Origin of the sequence: Halobacillus sp. B23F22_1, from assembly GCF_043497005.1 — a bacterium.
Classification (GTDB): domain Bacteria; phylum Bacillota; class Bacilli; order Bacillales; family Halobacillaceae; genus Halobacillus_A.
The window spans coordinates 129011-149473 of record NZ_JBIEKE010000004.1 but is presented as its reverse complement, the minus strand read 5'-3'; the positions used below and the strand labels follow the sequence as shown (position 1 = coordinate 149473).

At 40.7% G+C, this 20463-nt stretch carries 18 protein-coding genes; 8 read left to right on the top strand and 10 right to left on the bottom strand.

The window, feature by feature from the left end; genetic code table 11:
* The first annotated feature begins 32 nt into the window (after positions 1-32).
* The 5 genes from ACGTNH_RS19725 to uvsE all read left to right on the top strand — a co-directional run bounded on the left by ACGTNH_RS19725 (position 33) and on the right by uvsE (position 5565).
* Entirely contained in the window at positions 33-842 is an 810-nt protein-coding gene (locus ACGTNH_RS19725) for a DUF4362 domain-containing protein (RefSeq protein WP_394588743.1), read from the top strand.
* A gap of 203 nt (positions 843-1045) precedes the next feature.
* Positions 1046-1870, top strand: coding sequence for an aldo/keto reductase (locus ACGTNH_RS19720; RefSeq protein WP_394588741.1), 825 nt, complete (start codon positions 1046-1048; stop codon positions 1868-1870).
* A gap of 305 nt (positions 1871-2175) precedes the next feature.
* Positions 2176-2778: a biotin transporter BioY gene (locus ACGTNH_RS19715; protein ID WP_394588739.1), complete on the top strand. Its 603-nt coding sequence runs from the start codon at positions 2176-2178 to the stop codon at positions 2776-2778.
* A gap of 12 nt (positions 2779-2790) precedes the next feature.
* Entirely contained in the window at positions 2791-3783 is a 993-nt protein-coding gene (gene bioB / locus ACGTNH_RS19710; protein WP_394588737.1) for a biotin synthase BioB, read from the top strand.
* An 831-nt stretch (positions 3784-4614) separates the two neighbouring features.
* Positions 4615-5565, top strand: a complete 951-nt coding sequence (gene uvsE / locus ACGTNH_RS19705; protein WP_394588736.1) for a UV DNA damage repair endonuclease UvsE — start codon at positions 4615-4617, stop codon at positions 5563-5565.
* Positions 5566-5595: 30 nt separating this feature from the next.
* Here uvsE and ACGTNH_RS19700 read toward each other — a convergent pair whose 3' ends face one another.
* The 9 genes from ACGTNH_RS19700 to ACGTNH_RS19660 all read right to left on the bottom strand — a co-directional run bounded on the left by ACGTNH_RS19700 (position 5596) and on the right by ACGTNH_RS19660 (position 16688).
* On the bottom strand, positions 5596-6126 hold the full coding sequence (locus ACGTNH_RS19700; protein WP_394588735.1) for a YceI family protein: 531 nt from the start codon (positions 6124-6126) through the stop codon (positions 5596-5598).
* Positions 6127-6282: 156 nt separating this feature from the next.
* Positions 6283-6864 (bottom strand): CDP-alcohol phosphatidyltransferase family protein, encoded by a 582-nt coding sequence (locus ACGTNH_RS19695; RefSeq protein WP_394588815.1) that lies wholly within the window; start codon positions 6862-6864, stop codon positions 6283-6285.
* A 104-nt stretch (positions 6865-6968) separates the two neighbouring features.
* Positions 6969-8366, bottom strand: a complete 1398-nt coding sequence (locus ACGTNH_RS19690) for an alanine/glycine:cation symporter family protein (protein WP_394588734.1) — start codon at positions 8364-8366, stop codon at positions 6969-6971.
* Between the two features lie 203 nt (positions 8367-8569).
* Entirely contained in the window at positions 8570-9067 is a 498-nt protein-coding gene (locus ACGTNH_RS19685) for a PCYCGC motif-containing (lipo)protein (RefSeq protein WP_394588733.1), read from the bottom strand.
* A 483-nt stretch (positions 9068-9550) separates the two neighbouring features.
* Entirely contained in the window at positions 9551-11185 is a 1635-nt protein-coding gene (locus ACGTNH_RS19680) for a thiamine pyrophosphate-binding protein (RefSeq protein ID WP_394588732.1), read from the bottom strand.
* Between the two features lie 15 nt (positions 11186-11200).
* On the bottom strand, positions 11201-13999 hold the full coding sequence (locus tag ACGTNH_RS19675) for an EAL domain-containing protein (RefSeq protein WP_394588730.1): 2799 nt from the start codon (positions 13997-13999) through the stop codon (positions 11201-11203).
* 144 nt (positions 14000-14143) lie between these two features.
* Positions 14144-15322, bottom strand: coding sequence for a chromate efflux transporter (gene chrA / locus ACGTNH_RS19670; RefSeq protein WP_394588729.1), 1179 nt, complete (start codon positions 15320-15322; stop codon positions 14144-14146).
* On the bottom strand, positions 15319-15642 hold the full coding sequence (locus tag ACGTNH_RS19665) for a PadR family transcriptional regulator (protein WP_394588728.1): 324 nt from the start codon (positions 15640-15642) through the stop codon (positions 15319-15321). Before ACGTNH_RS19665 ends, chrA begins: the two co-directional genes overlap by 4 nt.
* A 113-nt stretch (positions 15643-15755) precedes the next feature.
* Positions 15756-16688, bottom strand: a complete 933-nt coding sequence (locus tag ACGTNH_RS19660) for an ABC transporter substrate-binding protein (RefSeq protein WP_394588726.1) — start codon at positions 16686-16688, stop codon at positions 15756-15758.
* Positions 16689-16923: 235 nt separating this feature from the next.
* Here ACGTNH_RS19660 and ACGTNH_RS19655 point away from each other — a divergent pair, with 235 nt between their 5' ends.
* From ACGTNH_RS19655 to ACGTNH_RS19645, 3 genes are read left to right on the top strand one after another with little or no spacing between them, the layout of a single operon-like run.
* Positions 16924-17913 (top strand): FecCD family ABC transporter permease, encoded by a 990-nt coding sequence (locus ACGTNH_RS19655; RefSeq protein ID WP_394588813.1) that lies wholly within the window; start codon positions 16924-16926, stop codon positions 17911-17913.
* On the top strand, positions 17913-18923 hold the full coding sequence (locus ACGTNH_RS19650; RefSeq protein WP_394588725.1) for a FecCD family ABC transporter permease: 1011 nt from the start codon (positions 17913-17915) through the stop codon (positions 18921-18923). Before ACGTNH_RS19655 ends, ACGTNH_RS19650 begins: the two co-directional genes overlap by 1 nt.
* A 12-nt stretch (positions 18924-18935) precedes the next feature.
* A complete protein-coding gene (locus ACGTNH_RS19645; protein ID WP_394588724.1) occupies positions 18936-19916 on the top strand; it encodes an NAD(P)/FAD-dependent oxidoreductase in 981 nt (326 codons plus the stop codon).
* Positions 19917-20015: 99 nt separating this feature from the next.
* On the opposite strand, the gene ACGTNH_RS19640 is transcribed toward ACGTNH_RS19645, so the two are convergent.
* Positions 20016-20462: a DUF4385 domain-containing protein gene (locus ACGTNH_RS19640; protein WP_394588723.1), complete on the bottom strand. Its 447-nt coding sequence runs from the start codon at positions 20460-20462 to the stop codon at positions 20016-20018.
* Between the last annotated feature and the right edge of the window lies 1 nt (position 20463).

Genomic DNA, 20463 nt, shown 5'->3' with positions numbered 1-20463 from the left:
ATTTAATAAATAGGTAGAGGTGAAAAAACCCAATGAAACTCCAGTGGTTGGTGTGGGTGGGGTTGTTTTTTGTTGCTGGCTGTTCAAATCAAATCGCTGGGATTTATGATGAATCTGAAGTTTACGGAAAACACGACAAAGATGTCGTTGAAAACCATGGAAAAGTCACGAATACACAGTATTTAGATGACTTTATTAAAAATGTTCAAGAACATGAGGACGATGAAGTTCGTGTGGTTCATTACACGACTGAAGGTGATCTCATTTTTACTTACTTATCCTATGATGGTGAAGAAATCGACTATGAGCTTGATACATCAAATGACCGCTATAGTGCAGGAGAAAAAGTGGAGAAAACGTGTGAAGGAATAAATCGTAAAGACCGTTCAGAAGAAACCGTTTATCAACTTACCTGTGGCAAAGGTGAAAAGCCAGTTGACGTCCTGACTATTTCACATGATTCTAATACTCAAGACCAGTTTGAACTGAAGTTTTCTTATAATAAAGGGAATCAAGTGACCGTAGACACAGTGGATCATTCTTTATCTGTACAATCTGAATCAAATAGCATGAAGAAAAAAGATTTCTATTTTACCAAAGAAGAACGAAATAAAATCTACAAATTACTCGTAAAGGAAAATTACATGCAAGGAAAAGACTTGGCAGGCAGTTGTCGTGCAAAGCCGGAGTATTCATTGAAGGTAATCGTAAATGGAAGTGAAAAGAAATTTGAATGGTCAAGCTGTGATTCAGGGGACGATGTTGAGAAAATGACTGAAATGGTAAAAGAAATGATCGATATCGTAGAAAAAACGGATTCATATCGAAAAGTATTTAGTTAAAGGTGGAAGGGCGAGGCGCCCCATAGATAGTTTACTCATAAAATGTGATGGGATTTCGACGACTGTCGAAATTTTTCTTTTTTTATATGTTTATTTTTCAAATCTAATTCACCATTCTTCCTCAAGCAAAAAAGAGGATGGTGAGCCCATCCCTATGCTACACTACCACTGTAACCCTTTACAAGAAAGGAAGAGATTTTCGTATGAATACAGTTAAATTACATGACAAAATTGAAATGCCTCAGCTTGGTTTTGGGGTATGGCAAGTAGACGAAAAGGATGCCGTGCCTGCTGTAACAAAAGCGATTGAAACAGGCTATCGTTCGATTGACACAGCTGCCATTTATAAAAATGAACGTCAAGTCGGTGAAGCTATTGCGAAAAGCAATGTTCCTCGTGAAGAGCTTTTTATTACAACAAAAGTATGGAATGCGGACCAAGGCTATGAGCAGACGATTAAAGCGATGGATGAAAGTCTTGAAAAGCTGGGTCTTGATTACGTGGATCTATATTTAATCCACTGGCCTACTCCAGAATATGATGATTATGTAGAAACTTATAAAGCACTTGAGCAGCTGCAAAAAGATGGGAAAACAAAAGCAATCGGTGTTTGTAACTTTAACATTGATCACTTGCAGCGTTTATTGGATGAGTGTGATGTTAAACCTGCTATTAACCAGGTAGAATGCCATCCGTTTCTTGCACAAAATGAACTAAAAGAATTCTGCCGTGAGAATAACATTCTCGTAGAAGCTTGGAGCCCTCTTATGCAAGGCGGCGAAGTATTAAAACAGGATACGATTCAGTCAATTGCTGAAAAGTATGGTAAAACGCCGGCACAAGTTATTATTCGCTGGCATTTACAAAATGACACGGTAGTGATTCCTAAATCTGTTACGCCGTCTCGTATTGAAGAAAACTTCGATGTCTTTGATTTTGAGTTAACAAATGAAGAAATGACTCACATTAATGAACTTGACCGTGGAGAACGCAAAGGACCTGAGCCAAGTGAAATGAACGTGAGATAATTAAAGGGCATGACGAGAAAGACCCGACCCATTCGAAATGGATCGGGTCTTTCTGTATTTTCAAATACCAATCCGCCCACATCCATCGCTTTTAAGCCAGGTATGGACTCAGCTGCCTTAGAAAGCTTAGGAGTCTCAGGACTCATGGAAACGTAAGCAGCACTTTTTCTTATTTCTTTTTAGTTAGAAGGGGGACCAATGGAAGTCTTTATTTTATAGGGTTAATGTTAACCTTTTGTATTTAAAGTTGACATAATGGAGGTGTTTCTTCTATGCTTAATTTATAAATGAGGAGGAGGAAGAACATGAGAACGAAGAGAAGCTTAAGTGCTCTGGAAATAACGATGGGGAGTCTTTTTGTGGCGATGATGGCAATCGGAGCTAACATTACATCAATTGCTCCTTTTATGGTGATTGGTGGAGTACCTATTACTTTGCAAACTTTTTTTGCAATCCTGGCCGGGTTAATCTTAGGGAGTCGTTTAGGTGCGTTGTCGTTGTTTGTGTATATGATGCTTGGGTTAGTAGGAGCGCCTATATTTGCTCAATTTAAAGGAGGGTTAACTGTGTTGTTCACCCCAACCTTTGGATTTATTATTTCTTATATTCTCATTGCTTACATAGCTGGAAAAATGGCAGAACGCCAACGAAGTGTAAAGATGTATGTAATCGCAGCGTTAGGGGCGATGGTGCTCAATTATATTATCGGGACCAATTGGATGTATGCCGCATACCTTTTCTGGTTCGAAGCTCCAGAAGGATTGACCTACCCACTTGTATGGTCGTGGATGATGGTACCTCTGCCAAAAGATATTGTGCTTTCAGTCTTTGCTGGATTGCTGGCGTATCGCTTAGAACGAAGTGTGGTAAGAAAAAGTTCATTTCGTAATCGTGAAAAAATTGCATAAAGGTGGGGAAATATGCGAGATTGGAAACTGTTAGCTGAAAAAGTCCTTCAAGACGAAGAAATTACCGATTCTGAAGCATTGGAAATTCTTGAGTGTCATACCGATGGACTCTTAGAATTGCTTTACAGCGCGTACCTCGTTCGAAAACATTATTACGGAAACAATGTTAAGCTCAATATGATCATTAACACAAAGTCTGGGTTTTGTCCTGAGAACTGCGGATATTGTGCTCAATCAAGAGATTCGAAAGCTCCGATTCAAAAATATCGAATGATGGACCGGGAACAAATCATTGAAGGCGCAGAACAAGCACATAAGTTGAAGTCAGGAACATACTGTATCGTGGCGAGCGGCAGAGGCCCTTCGAAGCGTGAACTTGACATCGTAACATCAGCTGTAGAAGAAATTAAAGATAAATATGATATGAAAGTATGTGCATGTCTGGGTTTATTAAAGCCTGACCAAGCGAAGAGGTTAAAAGAAGCTGGAGTGGACCGTTATAATAACAACATTAATACGTCAGAGAACCACCATGATAATATTACGACCAGCCATAGTTACGACGATCGTGTTGATACCGTGAATCATGCTAAAGAAGCGGGCATCTCTCCTTGTTCAGGAGTCATCGTCGGGATGAAGGAGACGAAACAAGACGTTATTGACATGGCTCGTGCATTAAAAGAACTGGATGCTGACTCTATTCCTGTGAATTTTCTTCATGCGATTGATGGGACGTTATTAGAAGGTACAGATGAATTAACACCAACATACTGTTTAAAAGTACTGTGTTTATTTCGATTCATTAATCCATCGAAAGAGATTCGAATTTCAGGTGGTCGAGAAGTGAATCTGAGAAGTTTACAGCCGTTGGGTCTATATCCAGCCAATTCTATTTTTGTAGGTGATTATTTAACTACTGCAGGTCAGGAAGGCACGAAGGACCATCAGATGTTAAAAGACCTGGGGTTTGAAGTGGATTACGTTACAAGTGAGGAACCGGTATAAAATTTATTATATGAAAAAATAAAAAAGAAGCCGCGTGCGTCTTTCAGCTTGTGGAGAAACCCCTGTTTCTCCACAAGCTTTTTTCTTGCCGTCAGGAGCGATGCCCCTTCCCTTTCCGCGGACGAGCGCCCGAGCTTCCTCGCGAAACCCACGCTCGGCGATCTCGGCTCCCTCGTTCTTCCGCAGGAGTGGAAGGGGCATCGCTCCTTGGAATTTCTTTCAGATAGAAAAGGACTCTTTTCACCTACCTCACCTGGTTAGATAGAGGACAATCTTTTTCATGTTCTGGCAGGCAGCCGGGTCTGCGAACTGCGGGATTTCTCCCCTATGCTTGTCCCGCAGGAGTCGGCACTTTTTCCGTTCCTTTGATCAGATTGGAATCTTGAAACATTCGTAATGTGAAAGTCCTTTTGCAAACGATGTTTTCATAAGGGAGCAGCTTTAGTAAATGAAGGTTCATGATTTATTTCGAAAAAGGGTTTGAGGAAACGATGAGACTCCTGCGGGAAATGGGAATAAGGGGTGACCCCGGAGGGCTGATAAAGCCCGAGGAGGCACACCATTCGCCCGCGGAAAGGGAGTCGTTTCCTACAATCCTTTACACTCTCTAACGCAAGGACTTTTACACTCTTTAAGGTTTCTCTACAAGCTAAAAGACGCTGCGTGCGTCTTTTTTTAAAATGGAATGAAGATGGACAGAGGCTTAACTTAACGCCTTAAAAAGCTTTTATTCTACATCGGCCCTTAAAACTGCCCAACGAGCTCCTGTACTTTTAAAACGATAACGAATAGGGAAATATACTAAGCAATGAATAATAAAGGAGTCCTTTTATGAAAATTCGCTTTGGCTATGTAGCGAACGCATTAAACTTATATGAAGCTACCCCTTCAAAAACGATGACATTCGCACGTTATCAAAAACTCTCCTCCCCTGAACGTGAAGATCAGCTTGAGCGTATTACGCGGACGAATCTTCAGCATACTATGCGCGCGCTTCACTATAATATTGGACACGAAATTCCGCTGTATCGGTTTTCATCATCTTTAGTTCCATTGGCAACCCATGAGGAAGTGGAGTTCGACTACATCACACCTTTTCAAAAAGAATACGAACTGATTGGCGGTCTTGTACGAGAGCATAAGTTAAGGACAAGCTTTCATCCAAACCAATTTACGCTCTTTACGAGTGATAAGCCTCATGTGACAGATAATGCGGTAAAAGATATGGAATATCATTATCGTTTACTTAAAGCCATGGGATTAGAAAGGGAAGGGCATATTAATATTCATATAGGAGGAGCCTATGGAGATAAAACAAAGGCACTTGAACGTTTTCATGAGAACCTTAAGCAGCTTCCAAACCGTATTAAACAGCAGATGACGCTGGAAAATGATGATAAAACGTATATAACTACAGAAACACTCCAAGTCTGTGAAAAAGAAAGCATCCCGATGATGTTTGATTATCACCATTACATGGCTAATCACGATCAAAAAGAAAGACTGGAAGATGTGCTGCCTAGATTCTTTCAGACGTGGAATCACATGCCTCCTAAAATTCATGTATCTTCACCAAAGTCACAGAAAGAGTATAGAAGTCATGCTGATTTTGTAGATTTGGAATATATTAAACCGCTGTTACATGAATTAAAGAAACGGGGACAGGACGTTGACTTTATGATTGAAGCAAAACAAAAGGACCGCGCGGTACTGAAACTGATTGAAGATATCTCATCCATCCGAGGTGTGAAGAGAATGAGTGGTGGCTGTGTGAAAATATAAAAATCCCGCCTAAAGTGGCGGGATCTCCCTCTATTCAGCTACAATAAACTCGAAGTTACCTTCAAATTTTACATCCTTACCAAGAAGCATACCGCCAGTTTCGATGGCCGCGTTGTAAGTCATGCCGTACGCCTCGCGATTTACTTTTCCGCTTACATCAAAACCGGCAACTGTGCTTCCATCCATTGGGCTTTTGGATGTACCGTTGTATTCTACAGTAAACGTTTCTTCGTTTGTCACGCCTTTAATTGTGAAATCTCCTGTTACTTTGTATTCGTCATCTGAAATCTTTTTAATCGTTTTGCTTTCAAAAATCATATTAGGGTATTGCTCAGCTTCAAAGAAATCACCAGAACGTAAATGTCCGTCACGATCTTCATTTCCTGTATTAATAGATGTCACCGGGATGGTGACTTTCACACCAGCCGACTCGATGTTTGCCAGGTCTCCATTGAATTCAACTTCAAAATCCTCGAATTCACCTTTTGCTTTGGACACCATCATATGTTTAATTTGAAAATCTAAAGTACTGTGGACTTTGTCTAAAGTCAGTGTAGTCATAAATAAATTCCTCCTATATAAGTTATAAAATAAAATCTGGTTACTTTATGTAACTAATTATATGCTTTAATTAGTTTGAAGTCAAGATATTTTTGGGTGAAAATATTATGGATTTCTTCATTCGAAGTCCAAATGGCGAGAACGCAGCAGCCCCTTTTATGATAATATACGGCGCGCTTCTATGAAGCGTTGGATACCGGTGAATAATTCGACTACAAAAAATACAAGGGTAGACCAATACAATAAACTAGGGAACAACAGCATGATGCTGAATATTAAGAAGCCTTCTGTTCGTTCTGCTAAGCCTGCTTGATAATAAAAAGATTTTAACCCTGCTTTTTCAGAAACACTCCCTACAACTAAAAAGATAGTCATGGAAATAACGATCGAGACTGTCAGTAACAGCAGCGGCCATAACACTTCTGGATGAACGTATGCAATCGCTACTATTATACTAACTTCAACGACTCGGTCAAAAGTGATGTCCATTACTGTTCCAAAAGGGGTTGTTTTTGAGTGTCGGGCCATTGTGCCGTCCACCGCATCAAGAAAGCCTGACAACCATAAGATAAGAACGGCTGCTACGGGATAGCCGAGTACATATAGAAGGCTCGTTCCTAATCCTGTGAACAAAGCAAGGATAGTTACTTGATTGGCCGAAAAGCCTTTATTAAGAAACCATCTAGCTGTATGTTCGATGGGAGCTTGAACCATCTTACGTGCGTGTGTATCTAACATCCAATCACCAACTTTAATCAAATAGACTTTCAAGTTGCAGTATATCATGAAAAATTCTTTTATTATAAAACCCCCTGCTCTCTAGAAGAGAAGCAGGGGATAAATTAATCACCATCTTCAACAAACAGTTTCACTTTTTTGTCTTTTGTATTCTTCTTATACACACGATTAACGTAATCATCTGTCAATGATGCTATTTCTTTGTGCAGGAAGAGAAGCGGTATAATATTAGCCAGCAAGACAAAGGCGAGCAGTAAATCTAAGAATTGCCATACGAATTGCAATCCGCCGATGGCTCCCAGGAACACTGCGACAATATATACAATTCGCATAAGCCGGGCTGCTTTTAAGTTAAATAAATATTCCGCTTGTTTTTCTCCGTAAAAGATGAGAACACCGATTGTCGTGATAACAAAGAAAATAAGGAAAACGGATATAAACACTCCACCAAATGTGTCTCCAAATTCAGTAGCCAGGGCGACGTTGATCATGTTAGATGCATTATCTGGACCAACATCCTGCCAGGCTCCAGTGACTAATACAACAAGACCTGACATCGAACAAATAATTATGGTATCTACAAATACAGCGAAAATACCCCATAATGCCTGTCTCGATGGGTGATCAGTTTTTGCTGCTGCGTGTGCAATGGGAGCTGTTCCAAGCCCTGCTTCGTTAGAGTACAAACCGCGAGCAATACCCCACCTTAACGCTTCAGCTACCATAGCTCCGGCAAACCCGCCCGTTGCGGAAATTGGAGTAAAGGCATGGGAGAAGATTAAACCAAATACATTTGGAATCTGGTCAATATTCACGATTAAAATGTATAGACAAACGGATACATAAACGATAACCATAAACGGGACCATTTTATCGGTAACTTTACCGATTCTCTTAATTCCTCCAAATACTACGATGGCTATGACTGCACACATAATTAAACCTGTAATTTCAACAGGCCATCCGAAGGCACCCTCTGTTTGTGTTGCAATTGAGTTCGATTGCACCATCGTACTAGGGATTAATTCAATCATAAGGAAAAAGGCGAAAGCAGAAGCTACCCAATGCCAGCCAAGTGCTTTTCTTATGTAATACTGCGGGCCGCCAACCCATTCATTTTTTTCATTTTTCTCACGGTATTTTAACCCTAGCAATATTTCTGAGTATTTAGTTGCCATTCCAATAAGGGCAATAACCCACATCCAAAATAAAGCACCAGGTCCTCCAAGGGAAATTGCGACTGGGACACCTACTATATTTGTAGCGCCGGCTGTTGAGGCTAAAGCAGAGGTGAAAGCCTGAAATGGAGTAATCGTACCTGTTTTTTTTGTCTTTTTAAAGATTTGGCCAATTGTTTGGTGCAGTACGTGGCCAAAAAAACGAAATTGAAAAAATTTAAGACGTATTGTTAAGAAAATGCCTCCAATAATTAAAATTATAGCAAGGGGGTAATTCCACAAAAAGTCTGATATTGTTGCGATAAAATTCTCGAACGCTTCCAAAAAGCCATCTCCTTTCATCTGTCAATTACACTGAATATTCCCTAAATTCCACATGTTAAACAAGGAGTTATTCAGACAGCAGGAGTGACCTATATTGGTGAGTTATAATAAAAGGGACCATAAAAAGGAGAAAGCTGCAGGATCTTTAAAACGCAAAAAAAGCATTCGTTCTCCTGTTAAGGGAGTAGGAATGCTTTTCTGCATTAAATTTCAGGGGTGGGGGTAGGTTCTACCTCTCGATTTTCGTACTGCTGGTCAATGTTATCGCGGATGTCTTTAATTGATTTTCCTTCCTGGTAATCAACAATAGCCTGAGCTGCAATTTCTAAGCACACCCCGCATTTTGTTCCGTGATCATCCCATACCAAAGATCCATCTTCCCGGTTTTCGTGAACAAAGCAATCATAATTATCACGGTGTCCTACTGTTTCTCCGCAGCCGCAATAGCAAGGAATGTGCTCTAATAAGTCTTTATTTTGGGCAACGGCGACGTAGATGTTTTGGATATCTTCATGTTTTTCTTCTAAAAAAGCAGGCAGCACTTCATAGCTGGAGGTTTCTTCTCTTATGTCTCCGCCCTCCGTAGTCTCATGGCTGTGTCCTTCATGGTTTTGATTTGTATCTTCATTTTGGTCTTCTGCACACCCAGTTAAGAAAGTAGTTAAAAGTAAACTTATGATAGCGAAAAGCTTTAATTTCATATTGGTCATTCCTTCCGTTAAATCAATTATATTTATGATAGAAGGAAACGAAAATAAGTACAAGAGCGTTTAGCAGGTTTCATAAATTAGACATAAATAAGCAGCCTACTTCAATTATGCTCAGGCTGTCGAAAAAGTTAAGGCGGATATAATATTGGATTATATGGTGGGCCCTGCATTGGGGGGAGAAAAGGAACAGGAACAAGCAGAAGCACTGCTTTAAGCAGGAATAATTGTTGATATCTTTTTCTTTATAAGAGGAAAGAGTGGCGGCATTTGTTTTAATGACCTCGTATCGAAAAAGGTTGTAGGAAACGGGGAGACTCCTATGGGAGATACGAATAAGGTGTGACCCCGGAAGGCGTTAGCCTGAGTAGGCACACCATTCGCCCATGGGAAGCGAGTCGTTTCCTACAATCTTTACTCTTTCTAAGGTCTTTTAAAAAGTTTTTAGGGAATAGGTTGTCTCCAAAATGTCCTTTTTTATTTTCCAAATGATGAGAGGAACTTAACACGATCACCCATAGGAGGAACTCGATCGTCGACTAAAGAAATTTCTAAAATAGTCGGACCGTCATGATGAAGCAAAGTATGAATAGACTCTTGATTTAAGTCTTCCATGTCGTCGACACGAATGCTAGGAATGTCGAGGGTTTCTGCTAATGATGAAATATTTACGGGTTCTTGGGAAAAGCGGTTATGAGCACGTTTATATTGTAAAGAATGACCGTGATGAACCATACCTAAGCGAGCATTGTTCATGACCACAAACATAACGGGAATCTGGTATTCCTTTGCTGTAAGGAGTTCCATCCCATGCATAAAGAAGCAGCCGTCCCCTGTAATGCTGACTGTAGGCCGATTAGGTTCAGCTAACTTTGAACCTATGGCACTGCCTATACCGCTTCCCATGGCACCAAAATGCACATTAATATCGAAACTATCATTTTCAAGTACGTTCATGTGGTGAATCACGTAGGCCATGAACTCTCCTATATCAATGGTATATCGAGTATCTGTAGGTAGTAAGTCCTGAAGTCGCAGGAGCACGTTTTTGGTACTGTATTCTTCCGTTAGGTTTTCAAAGTGACGGCTTTTAGGAGAAGAAACGTTTCTTTCATATCCTAAAAGGTGCAAACTTTGGTTAAGGTAAGAAAGAGCCACTTCTGTATCTCCTAAAATGGCAGTATCTACAGGATATTTGCGATTAAATACCTCTTCATCAAAATCGATTTGGATCATTGTTTTGTTATGGGAAATGTTTGGATTATAATTGTTCGTTGCTGTTTCTCCAAGGCTCGAACCCACAACTAAAACCGTATCAAAATCTCCATCATTAATAAGTTCTGAAGCTGACTCATGCCCTGCAAAACCAAATATTCCTATACGTAACGGGTGGTCGTCAGGAATTAAGCCTTTTGCCTGAGGAGAAGTAACAATGGGCCACTTTAACAATTCTGCTAATTCTAATAAGTGCGGAACCGCTCCACGTATGCCTTGTCCTGCAAAAATAATTCCTTTAGAAGAGGACGTTACCTGTTTAATAGCTTTTTCTATCACAGCGTCCTCTGGTAGAAGAGGAGTACGTTTAGGGAAAAGAGGGAGCGTGCACTTCTCCACTTGTTGAAGCTGTACATCAATGGGCATAGCGATATGAACAGGGCCAGGTACGCCTGAGACAGCAATCTCTACAGCTTTATGAACTTCAGTCAATAAATCTTCCGCGTTATCCACGCGCTTGCTATATTTGGTGACAGATTCATAGATAGGGTGGGCGTCGAGTTCTTGCGAAGCATTTAGCCCTACTGTGCGAACGGGTACAGACCCTGTAAGAAAGAGGATGGGTAAATGCTCTCTCATCGCATTAGCTGCTCCTGTAAGCAGGTTGGTTCCGCCTGGACCGCTGCTTCCTATACAAACACTAATCTTATTTGAGTATTTGGCATAAGCGGCGGCCATGTAGGATGCAGCTCCTTCGTGTTTCGTTACAATAGGTGTAATTTCAGGGGTTTCATATAGTTCGTCAAAGAAGGCATTAACTGAACCCGCAGGTATGCCGAAAATATAAGATACATTCCCACTCTTTAAATAATCTACTACAGCTTTAACAGATTTCATGTATAACCCTCGTTTCTAATGATTTTGACTATACATTTGTTGCAAAATATTTTCTGCCTTTAGAGGCCTGCTGTAATAATATCCTTGGATGAGGTGGCAGCCGTGAGCGTTTAAATATTCTAACTGCTCTTTCTTTTCGACTCCTTCGGCAATCACATCTAGTTGCAGGCTGTTAGCCAGGGTAATGATGGTATTTGTGATTGCTGCGTTGTTTGGGTTTTCTGGGAGGTCATCAATAAACGTTTTGTCTATTTTCAGCGTGTCCACAGGAAAGTCCTTCAAATAGCCTAAAGAGGAGTATCCAGTGCCAAAGTCATCAATTGATATTTTCACTCCAAGCTCCTTAAGCCGGTGTATGACCGTAAGGGTTTTTTTCGTATTGTGAATGATTAAGTTTTCCGTCAGTTCAAGTTCCAGGCAGGAAGGAGAAAGCTCTGTATCCTCTAAAATTTGTTTAACTTTGGTGAAGAGCTCCTCCTGGTTAAACTGTTGGGGAGATAAATTTACAGATACAGATATATGCTCAAACCCCTGGTTGTGCCATTCCTTCGTTTGCGCACATGCTTTACGTAAAATCCATTCTCCCATTGGAATGATTAAACCTGTTTCTTCTGCCAATGGGATAAATTCCTTCGGTTTAATCACGCCTTTATTTGGTCGATTCCAGCGAAGCAAAGCTTCAAAGCCAATGATGGCATTTTTAAGGGAATCATATTTCGGCTGATAAACAACGGTTAACTCGTCATTTTTCAACGCTCGATAGAGGTCATTTTCAAATTCAACACTTTCAACGGTTCGATCTTCTAATACTGGCTCGTATAGCTGAAACTGGTTTCCTGATCGTTTTTTTGCTTTGTACATGGCTAGATCCGCGTGTTTTATTAGTTGCTCGGAAGTCATACCATTTTCGGGAAATATGCTGATTCCAATGCTTGTCTTTATTGAGACTTCTTGCCCGTTTATGTGCAGAGCTTCTGAAAATACTTGTAATACTTCCCTGGCACAGTCCTTGGCTTCCTGCTTTGATTGAATGCTGGGAAGAAGGATAATAAATTCATCACCACCCTGTCTTGATATTGTAGTTTCCTTTGGAAGCGCGTGAAGAAGACGATCAGCAATTTTCTTTAACACTTTGTCTCCAAAAGTATGCCCAAACGTATCATTAATTTTTTTAAAGCGATCCAGGTCAAGAAAAAGCACGCCAAGATTTCGTCCGTAAAGCTCAGCATATTTAAGGGCTTGATGCAGTCGGTCTTGAAAAAGGACACGGTTAGGTAAGTTCGTGATGCTGTCGTAATAGGCGTGGTATTTAATTTTTTCTTCCATTTGTTTTCGAGTAGTAATATCTTTGAAGGTAACGACATAACCCACCGTTTCATTATTTTCAATCTGAGGAGCAATAACAAATTCGACAGGGAAATGACGGCCATCCTTTTTATAAAAGAATTCTTCCTCAGCTCCTTTATTATTTTCAGTTGAGATGACTGAGGGGATTTTACCGGATTCATCCAGCATACATTTAGGGAAAATTTGGTGGCTTGAGTGGCCGATTAATTCGTGTTCATGCTGGCAGCCTAATAAATTAGTAGCAGATGGGTTGCAGAACGTAATCTTTCCGTAAAGGTCCAGACCGAAAATTCCATCACCTGCTGAGTTTAGTATAAGCTCTTTTTCACGGCCTATTTGTTTAACCTCTTTAAGCAATCGTTTCAGTTCATTGTTTTTTTGGGTTAGTTCAGAGGTGCGTTCAGATATGATGAGTTCTTGCTTTTCAATATATAATAAATTGGAAAGTACAGGAGCAGTTGCATCCACAATTGATTCAGCCAGCTGCATCGCTGAGTCAGGATAAATATAATTTTTTTCTTTAAGATTAACGATGGCCACAGTACCGAGAACTTTACCAGTAGCGATTAACGGAATTATATATATCCCTTTAATGCCAAAACGCTGACAAGCTTCATGATTAGGGCGTGGGTCGTTCGCTGTGTCTGTTATGAAAATGGATTTTTTCTTTGAAAGAACCTCTTGGAAAACTAAATCTTTTTTAAAGTCAACATCCAGATGACGGTGAGTTTGTATCCAATCTTCTTCTGACCAATCGCTATCTTTACTAAGACTTGTAGGATTAATATGCTGATGAGCGACTGGATCTAAAAGGTGTGCTCCAATATTTGAGTTGCCTAACACTCCCCCTAGGTATTCAAAGCATTTATCCATTACTTCTTGGAGAGTAGAACATAACGATAATTCTCTTGTGACATTCAACAGTAACTGTTTGTCAGCAATTAACGACTCCTTCTTCGTTAAGTTGTTTGCATTTCTTACAGCTACGGCGGCCATGTTAACATAGGCTTCTATGGATTCAATTTCAGAGGGCTGTAAATTCATCGGAATACCATAATCGAAAAGAAAGACAAGACCATATAATTCAGCTTCATAGGCCATAGGGAGAACGAGTAGAGATTTAATACCAAACGCTTCCACAGCTCTTCGGTCAGGCCTTGAATCTTTAGAAGTGTCCGGGATATAGATGGGTTCTTTTGTTTCTATCACTTCTTTGGCTAAGTGGTCATGAGTAGTATCTACGACATGCATATCAAGCGACATTCCATTGATTAACTCTGGTTTCCCGACAAATCCGCGATATGTTCCATCTTGCTGAGGGAGGTAAATACCCACAGAATCACAGCTGACAATTTCTTCAGAGATAGCAGTAACTACATGCTTTAAAGCCTCTCTCAATTCTAAATTCGTGTTGATTAACTTAGTAATTTGAGCTAATCGAGAATAACGAGTTTGTTCATTCGTCATAAACATTCCCCCAAGAACTGTAGATTTATATCAAACTAACTCCTTTCATGCTTCATCTATTTGATAAGTATTTACCTCTATTATCGACAAGGAAAACAAAAATTGAGCATGAAACGATAGATTTCATGCTCTCAATTAGTTCTATTATATCAAATTTATAATGAACCCAGCACCAACACCGATTAAAACAATCGCCCAGGCGGGTACTTTAAAGAAATGCAAGCAGGCAAATAGAATAGCGGCTAACGCAAAGTCTGCATTACTTGTAATGGAACTTGTGATGACAGGATCATAGAATGCAGCTAAAAGGATTCCGACTACGCTTGCATTTACACCCATAAGTACCCCTTGAAACTTCGAGCGTTTTCTAAGTTCATTTAAGAAAGGCAGAGCAGCTATTAGAAATAGGAATGAAGGGAGGAAAATTCCGATTGTAGCAACAACTGCCCCCGTGACTCCTTCAATCATTGTACCTAAATAGCTGGCAAACGTGAAAAGGGGTCCTGGTACAGCCTGAGCCATCCCGTATCCAGCAAGAAATTCTCCAGAATTGATCCATCCAGTAGGCACAACTTCTCGTTCAATCATCGGTAAAACCACATGCCCGCCTCCGAAAACGAGGGAGCCCACACGGAAAAAAGTATCAAATAGTTGAACAAGCATATGGTCTGTCGCGCGCGCAATCAAAGGTAGTAAGGCGAGCAGACTCACTAATATTGCTAAGGAAGCAGCTCCTGCTTTCTTAGAAAATGTAACAGGAAAAGGTTCAACTTTTGTATCAGCTATTTTAGCAAAAAGCTTAGAGCCTAGAAGTCCTGCAGCTAAGATGACAGTAATTTGCATCCAGGCTGAAGGAAAGAGCAGCATTATAAACGCAGCTGCCATGGCAATTCCGACTCTTGTTTTATCCGGTGTTAACTTTTTCCCTAATCCAATCAGCGCATGGAGAACCACTGCAGCAGCTACTACTTTTAAGCTTTGAATAAACCCGGCGTCACTAAGGTCGTAGGACTGGTACATAAGCGCGAAGAAGATGAGCACCAATATCGAAGGGACGGTAAAACCAATCCATGATACAATTCCTCCTAATAAACCTCCGCGAAGCATACCAATAGCAATTCCTACTTGACTGCTCGCAGGTCCAGGTAAAAATTGACATAATGCAATAATGTCAGCGTACGTTTTATCATCCAGCCACTTGCGGCGGTCGATGTATTCGTCTTTAAAATAAGCCAGGTGGGCAACCGGACCGCCGAAGGAAGTTAATCCTAACTTCGTGGAAGCCAATAGAATTTCCTTTAAAGAGCCTTTCGGTTTGCTCATCTTTCATTCCTCCAATTCCAATCATCGTGTAATACTTCTTGTGCGAGTTCGCGCACTTGCTGCTTTCCTTCTTCAAGCACACGTTTGCCTTCCTTGGTAATTGTGTAATACTTACGTACTTTGCCATTCACGGTTTCGTCGTATTTGTAAAGAAGACCGTTCTCGTTCAAGCTTTTTAAAGTAGGGTACAGGGTGCCTGGACTAATGTTATATCCATGTGATGCTAATTCCTCCATTAAAAATGCTCCGTAAATAGGTTCAATATCAGCATGGTATAAGATATGAATTTTAATAGACCCCAGAAAAAAATCTCTTAACATTCAATTCCCTCCATTACATCGATATCCGATATCAACATACGATATTAAGAATTAATATTCAATAAAAAATGCGTAAACTTAACAAAGTTTACGCAATCTTTACTTTTTCATCTTTATTCGGTTAAGGCTTTTTGTACGGCATCAAGAGTCATTTCATGAGCGAGGACACCATCGATTGTCCAGTGACTGGGGTCGTTCATAGTGTACACTTGATCTTTCTCTGCAGCGGGTGTACTCTGCCAAACAGAGCTTTCCTCTAAAATTTCCAGTCCTGGTTCATTTTCTTCTGCAATAACGAAAACATGATCGGCATCCATTTCACCAAGCTTCTCCATTGAAATCGGGTTCCACTGCTCCTCCTGCTCCAGGTTTTCTACAAATTCAGGCTGAGTCAGTCCTACCTCGTTATATAATACCTCCGCGCCGTAGCGGGTTGATTCGAAGATATAAAACTCTTCTCCCATCGTCCATAGAAAAGCCACAGACTCATCCCCAATGGACTCTTCAACAGCTGTTTGAGTTTCTTCGACTTTATCATCAAAATCGGAAAGAACTGTTTCAGCTTCTTCCTGTTTATTCAAAATTTCTCCCATTTGTGTAAGCTGCTCACGCCAGTCCATACTGACTTCTTCTTCATACACATATGTAGGAGCAATACTTTCATAATCCTCATACGAGCCGTTTTGTATAGAAGAAGGGGAACTGAAGATGATCAAATCCGGGTCTTGATTCAGTGTTTCCTCTAAAGGTAAATCCCATTCGATTGTTGGAACATCTTCTAATTGAGGTTGAAGGTAGTCAAGAACACTCTCTCCAATGGACCACTGGGCTGCCGGTTTCTCACCGAGGGCCAGCAGTGAATCCTCCAGGTAAGGAGCAAGAATATTTTGCGGGTCCTCTGGAATTGTGACTTCACCGGAAGCATGCTCCAGGGCGCGTTCACCGCTTTCGTTATCATTTTGATCACTAGATGGCTCCTCATCGTTGCTGCAGGCAATTAAGCTGAGGATAAGTAAGATGCTTATAAAAAATATAATTTTCTTCATTGTGAATTTCCTCCTATGATATATTGATCACTCTTATAACGATAATGATAATCATTTTCATAAACTTAGTCAATTTTTATTTTATATGGTTTACTTGAACATTTGTAACAACTCTCATATACTTGTAGTGATAATCATTCTCAATTTAAGAGTTACATAACTTAAGAGGGTGTAAGAAGGGTTGAGGACATTGGGGGATGTAAAGAAAGAAAATAAAGAAGGTCAGCCTAAACGGATTGGGAGAGCCGCTCTCGTCTTTCTTTTATCAGCAGTTGGGTTGGTTTTTTCGTTAGGGTGGTCGGTTGCACTTGGGGCAGCGGATATTGACCTGCCAACTGTATGGGAGGCAGTTGTGTCGTTTGATCCGTTAAATACGAACCATCAAGTGATTCAAGAACTGAGACTTCCAAGAGCTGCCGGAGCTGCATTAGTGGGGGCATTTTTAGCAGTGGCGGGGGCGGTTATGCAAGGGTTAACTAGAAATCCGCTAGCTTCACCTTCTGTGATGGGGGTAACTCACGGAGCAGCTTTTTCACTCATTGTTGCGCTCGTTTTCTTCCCATCACTCTCCAATTTTGGGATGATGGTTGCTTCATTTATTGGAGCAGGTTTGGCTGTGCTGCTAGTTATTGCTGTAGGTTCTTTTTCAAAGGGAGGACTCACCCCCGTTAAATTAGCGCTTGCAGGGGTAGCCATTGGCGGAATGCTCAGCTCATTATCTACTGCGATCTCTCTTCACTTTCAAGTAGCCAAGCAAATGAGTTTCTGGTATGCAGGCGGACTGGCTAACACGAGCTGGACCTCTGTAAAAGTGCTTCTCATTGCTGGAGTATTAGGAGTAATAATTGCTCTGGCCATATCCAGATCAATGACGGTTCTTAGTCTTGGTGAAGATATTTCAAAAGGTTTGGGCCAAAATACGATTTTGATTAAATCTCTAGGTGTAATTGTGGTTTTTTTATTAGCAGGTGCTGCAGTTTCGGTGGCTGGAACCGTGGGGTTTATTGGATTAGTCATACCTCACATTACTCGGTTCCTGGTTGGTTCAGATTATCGGTTAATTATTCCGGTATCAGCTGTTCTTGGAGGCTGGCTCCTTGTGGCTGCCGATACAGGAGCAAGACTTGTCAATGCTCCTTATGAAACGCCTGTTGGTGCTATAACAGCTTTAATAGGTGTTCCCTTCTTTCTTTATTTAGCTCGCGGTAAAAGGGGGGGCATGTAATGGAACATGGGCGCATTCGATTCATGGTATGGATATCAGTACTGGTGATATTAAATATAGGGCTTTTTCTTTTGAGTTTAAATTTAGGACCCATTCAAATAGCACCCTGGGAAGTTTTTCAAACCTTCATAGGGGAAGGTAACGCACGCCAGGAACTTGTCTTATTTCAGTTTCGGCTTCCGGGTATTATTATTGCTTTGTTAGTAGGAATGGCGCTTAGTTGTTCTGGAGCAATATTACAAGGAGTTACAAAAAATGACCTGGCTGAGCCCGGAATACTGGGGATTAATACAGGGGCCGGGTTTGTTGTTGTATTATATATTTTCTTTTTTCAATCTTCTATGAGTTCTCTTAGCGGGTGGAGTGTTTATATACTTCCATTATTTGCTTTAGCAGGAGCATTTATAGCGGCATTGATTGTTTATGTATTGGCTTGGGAAAGAGGCATTGAACCGATACGTTTAATATTAGTAGGGATCGGTGTAAATGCTGGGTTCAGTGCTGCGCTTATTCTTTTTCAAGTTCAAATGGATCCACAAGATTTTATGCAGGCGATGGTTTGGCTTTCCGGGGATATTTGGAGTGCTAACTGGAATTTCGTCGGAGCCACAGCACCATGGATGATGCTACTTATTGTCTATAGCTTGTATAAAACCGCTTCTTTAAATGTTTTAACTTTAGGGGATGACCTGGCTAAAGGTCTTGGTGCTCCTGTTGAAAAAGAACGGATTACTTTACTTCTATTAGCTGTTGGTTTAGCAGGTCTCTCGGTAGCTGCAGCAGGAGGGATTGCCTTTTTAGGGTTAGTCGCTCCTCATATGGCTAGAAGGATCGTCGGTCCCAGACATGAACGTATGCTTCCAACGGCAGCGCTGCTTGGGGCAGCGATCTTGCAAGCTGCTGATATTTTAGGCAGCAACTTAATTGCCCCATCAGAGATTCCGGTGGGTATTGTTGTAACAATTGTCAGCACCCCCTATTTTATTTACTTGTTAATGAAAACAAGATAAGGAGAGTAAGCTATGAATGAACAATATGACCTCACGATTATAGGAGGCGGAACAACAGGTTTATATACAGCTTTCTATGCGGGTATGCGTGATATAAAGACGAAGGTAATTGAATATCAGCCTGATCTTGGCGGAAAAGTTTCTTTTTTTTATCCAGAGAAAAGGATTTATGATGTCGGAGGCTTTCCAGGGGTCACCGGTGAGGAATTAGTATTAAATGTAGAAAAGCAAGCTATGAGCGTCGATCCTGCCATAGTTACTGGAGAGAAAATTTCATCCATTGAAAAAAGAAAAGATGGAAGCTTTCTGTTAACTTCCTTTTGCGGGGCAAAGCATTATTCAAAGACAATTATTATAGCTTCTGGTTTGGGAACTTTTGATATGGAGTCAGTAGACATTCCTGGAAGTGACCGATACAAGCATAACATTCACTATACGATTCAACGCATCAATCAATATCAAGGGAAGAAAGCAGCTGTCATCTCGGACAGCCGTGTTGGAGTTGATTGGGCATTAGCACTAGATGGTGTGGCTGAAGAAGTACATTTAATCAACCACGGGAGTGAATTTAAAGCCGTATATGAACATGATATCGATAAACTCGAAGCATCCACTGTGCATGTTTATAGAGATACTTCTGCAGTTGAAATGAAAGGTTCAACTAATCAATTAGCTGAGCTGGCGTTAGATTCTGGAGAGTACCTGCACATAGATGACATACTGGTGTACCAGGGACTGAAAATAGAGAAGAGTCTATACGAAGAGTGGGGGATAAAAACTGAGAAAGGCCGTATTTCTGTAGGGCAGGATATGAGCACGAATGTAGAAGGGATATATGCTGTAGGGGACGCTGCGATCTACCCTTACAAAACAATGCTCATTGCTTCAGGATTTTCGGAAGCAATGACAGCTGTAAACAGTGCAAAGCAGACCATAGACCCTAAAGCGAAGTCTCAAGTTTACAGTACAGTGATTTACAAGCATTCCAAGTGAATCTTTGCAGGGAAGACCTGGGAAGTCTCCCAGAGTGCCCTGCAGGAGTGCCCCTATCCGATGGAGGCAGCAATCGGTTCTGGTTATAAAAGGGTTATTCTATCCGTGCTTTTTTTGATGTTCTTTTTTTAACTTTAAATAATCCTTGTCTTCACGTGCTCTTATCCACTTCTCTTCAAATATCGCGGCAGACTCGGCCTTTACTTTATCGATATGAAGTTCATTTACTTCTCCATTTTTACTATACTTCTTTCCGCCTTTATAATTCGCATATCTTCTAGACCTTGTGTAACCCATTTGCAGAAATTTCCTCGCCATATCCATGCCTACAAAGTCATCCTGCTTTTTATAATCAAGGAACATTTTATAAATTTTGTTGGATGAATCTTTTGCGATGTCTGGTGTTTTAAACCGCCAATGCGGCAGAATTTCACTTTTGTACGGTTCAACCATTAATACACCTTGCTCTCCGCGGCCTACGCGATACTTTTCCGGTTGTTCCCGAAAATCAATGTTATCAAAATCAATCGAATAATCAAAAGCCATC

What these genes read in the sequence shown, in the direction of transcription:
- ACGTNH_RS19700 (WP_394588735.1), bottom strand. Translation starts at nt 6,126, where the DNA reads ATGACTACACTGACTTTAGACAAAGTCCACAGTACTTTAGATTTTCAA.
- ACGTNH_RS19650 (WP_394588725.1), top strand. Translation starts at nt 17,913, where the DNA reads ATGGAACATGGGCGCATTCGATTCATGGTATGGATATCAGTACTGGTG.
- chrA (WP_394588729.1), bottom strand. Translation starts at nt 15,322, where the DNA reads ATGAGCAAACCGAAAGGCTCTTTAAAGGAAATTCTATTGGCTTCCACG.
- ACGTNH_RS19660 (WP_394588726.1), bottom strand. Translation starts at nt 16,688, where the DNA reads ATGAAGAAAATTATATTTTTTATAAGCATCTTACTTATCCTCAGCTTA.
- ACGTNH_RS19715 (WP_394588739.1), top strand. Translation starts at nt 2,176, where the DNA reads ATGAGAACGAAGAGAAGCTTAAGTGCTCTGGAAATAACGATGGGGAGT.
- ACGTNH_RS19675 (WP_394588730.1), bottom strand. Translation starts at nt 13,999, where the DNA reads ATGACGAATGAACAAACTCGTTATTCTCGATTAGCTCAAATTACTAAG.
- ACGTNH_RS19685 (WP_394588733.1), bottom strand. Translation starts at nt 9,067, where the DNA reads ATGAAATTAAAGCTTTTCGCTATCATAAGTTTACTTTTAACTACTTTC.
- ACGTNH_RS19720 (WP_394588741.1), top strand. Translation starts at nt 1,046, where the DNA reads ATGAATACAGTTAAATTACATGACAAAATTGAAATGCCTCAGCTTGGT.
- uvsE (WP_394588736.1), top strand. Translation starts at nt 4,615, where the DNA reads ATGAAAATTCGCTTTGGCTATGTAGCGAACGCATTAAACTTATATGAA.
- ACGTNH_RS19695 (WP_394588815.1), bottom strand. Translation starts at nt 6,864, where the DNA reads ATGTTAGATACACACGCACGTAAGATGGTTCAAGCTCCCATCGAACAT.
- ACGTNH_RS19680 (WP_394588732.1), bottom strand. Translation starts at nt 11,185, where the DNA reads ATGAAATCTGTTAAAGCTGTAGTAGATTATTTAAAGAGTGGGAATGTA.
- bioB (WP_394588737.1), top strand. Translation starts at nt 2,791, where the DNA reads ATGCGAGATTGGAAACTGTTAGCTGAAAAAGTCCTTCAAGACGAAGAA.
- ACGTNH_RS19725 (WP_394588743.1), top strand. Translation starts at nt 33, where the DNA reads ATGAAACTCCAGTGGTTGGTGTGGGTGGGGTTGTTTTTTGTTGCTGGC.
- ACGTNH_RS19640 (WP_394588723.1), bottom strand. Translation starts at nt 20,462, where the DNA reads ATGGCTTTTGATTATTCGATTGATTTTGATAACATTGATTTTCGGGAA.
- ACGTNH_RS19665 (WP_394588728.1), bottom strand. Translation starts at nt 15,642, where the DNA reads ATGTTAAGAGATTTTTTTCTGGGGTCTATTAAAATTCATATCTTATAC.
- ACGTNH_RS19645 (WP_394588724.1), top strand. Translation starts at nt 18,936, where the DNA reads ATGAATGAACAATATGACCTCACGATTATAGGAGGCGGAACAACAGGT.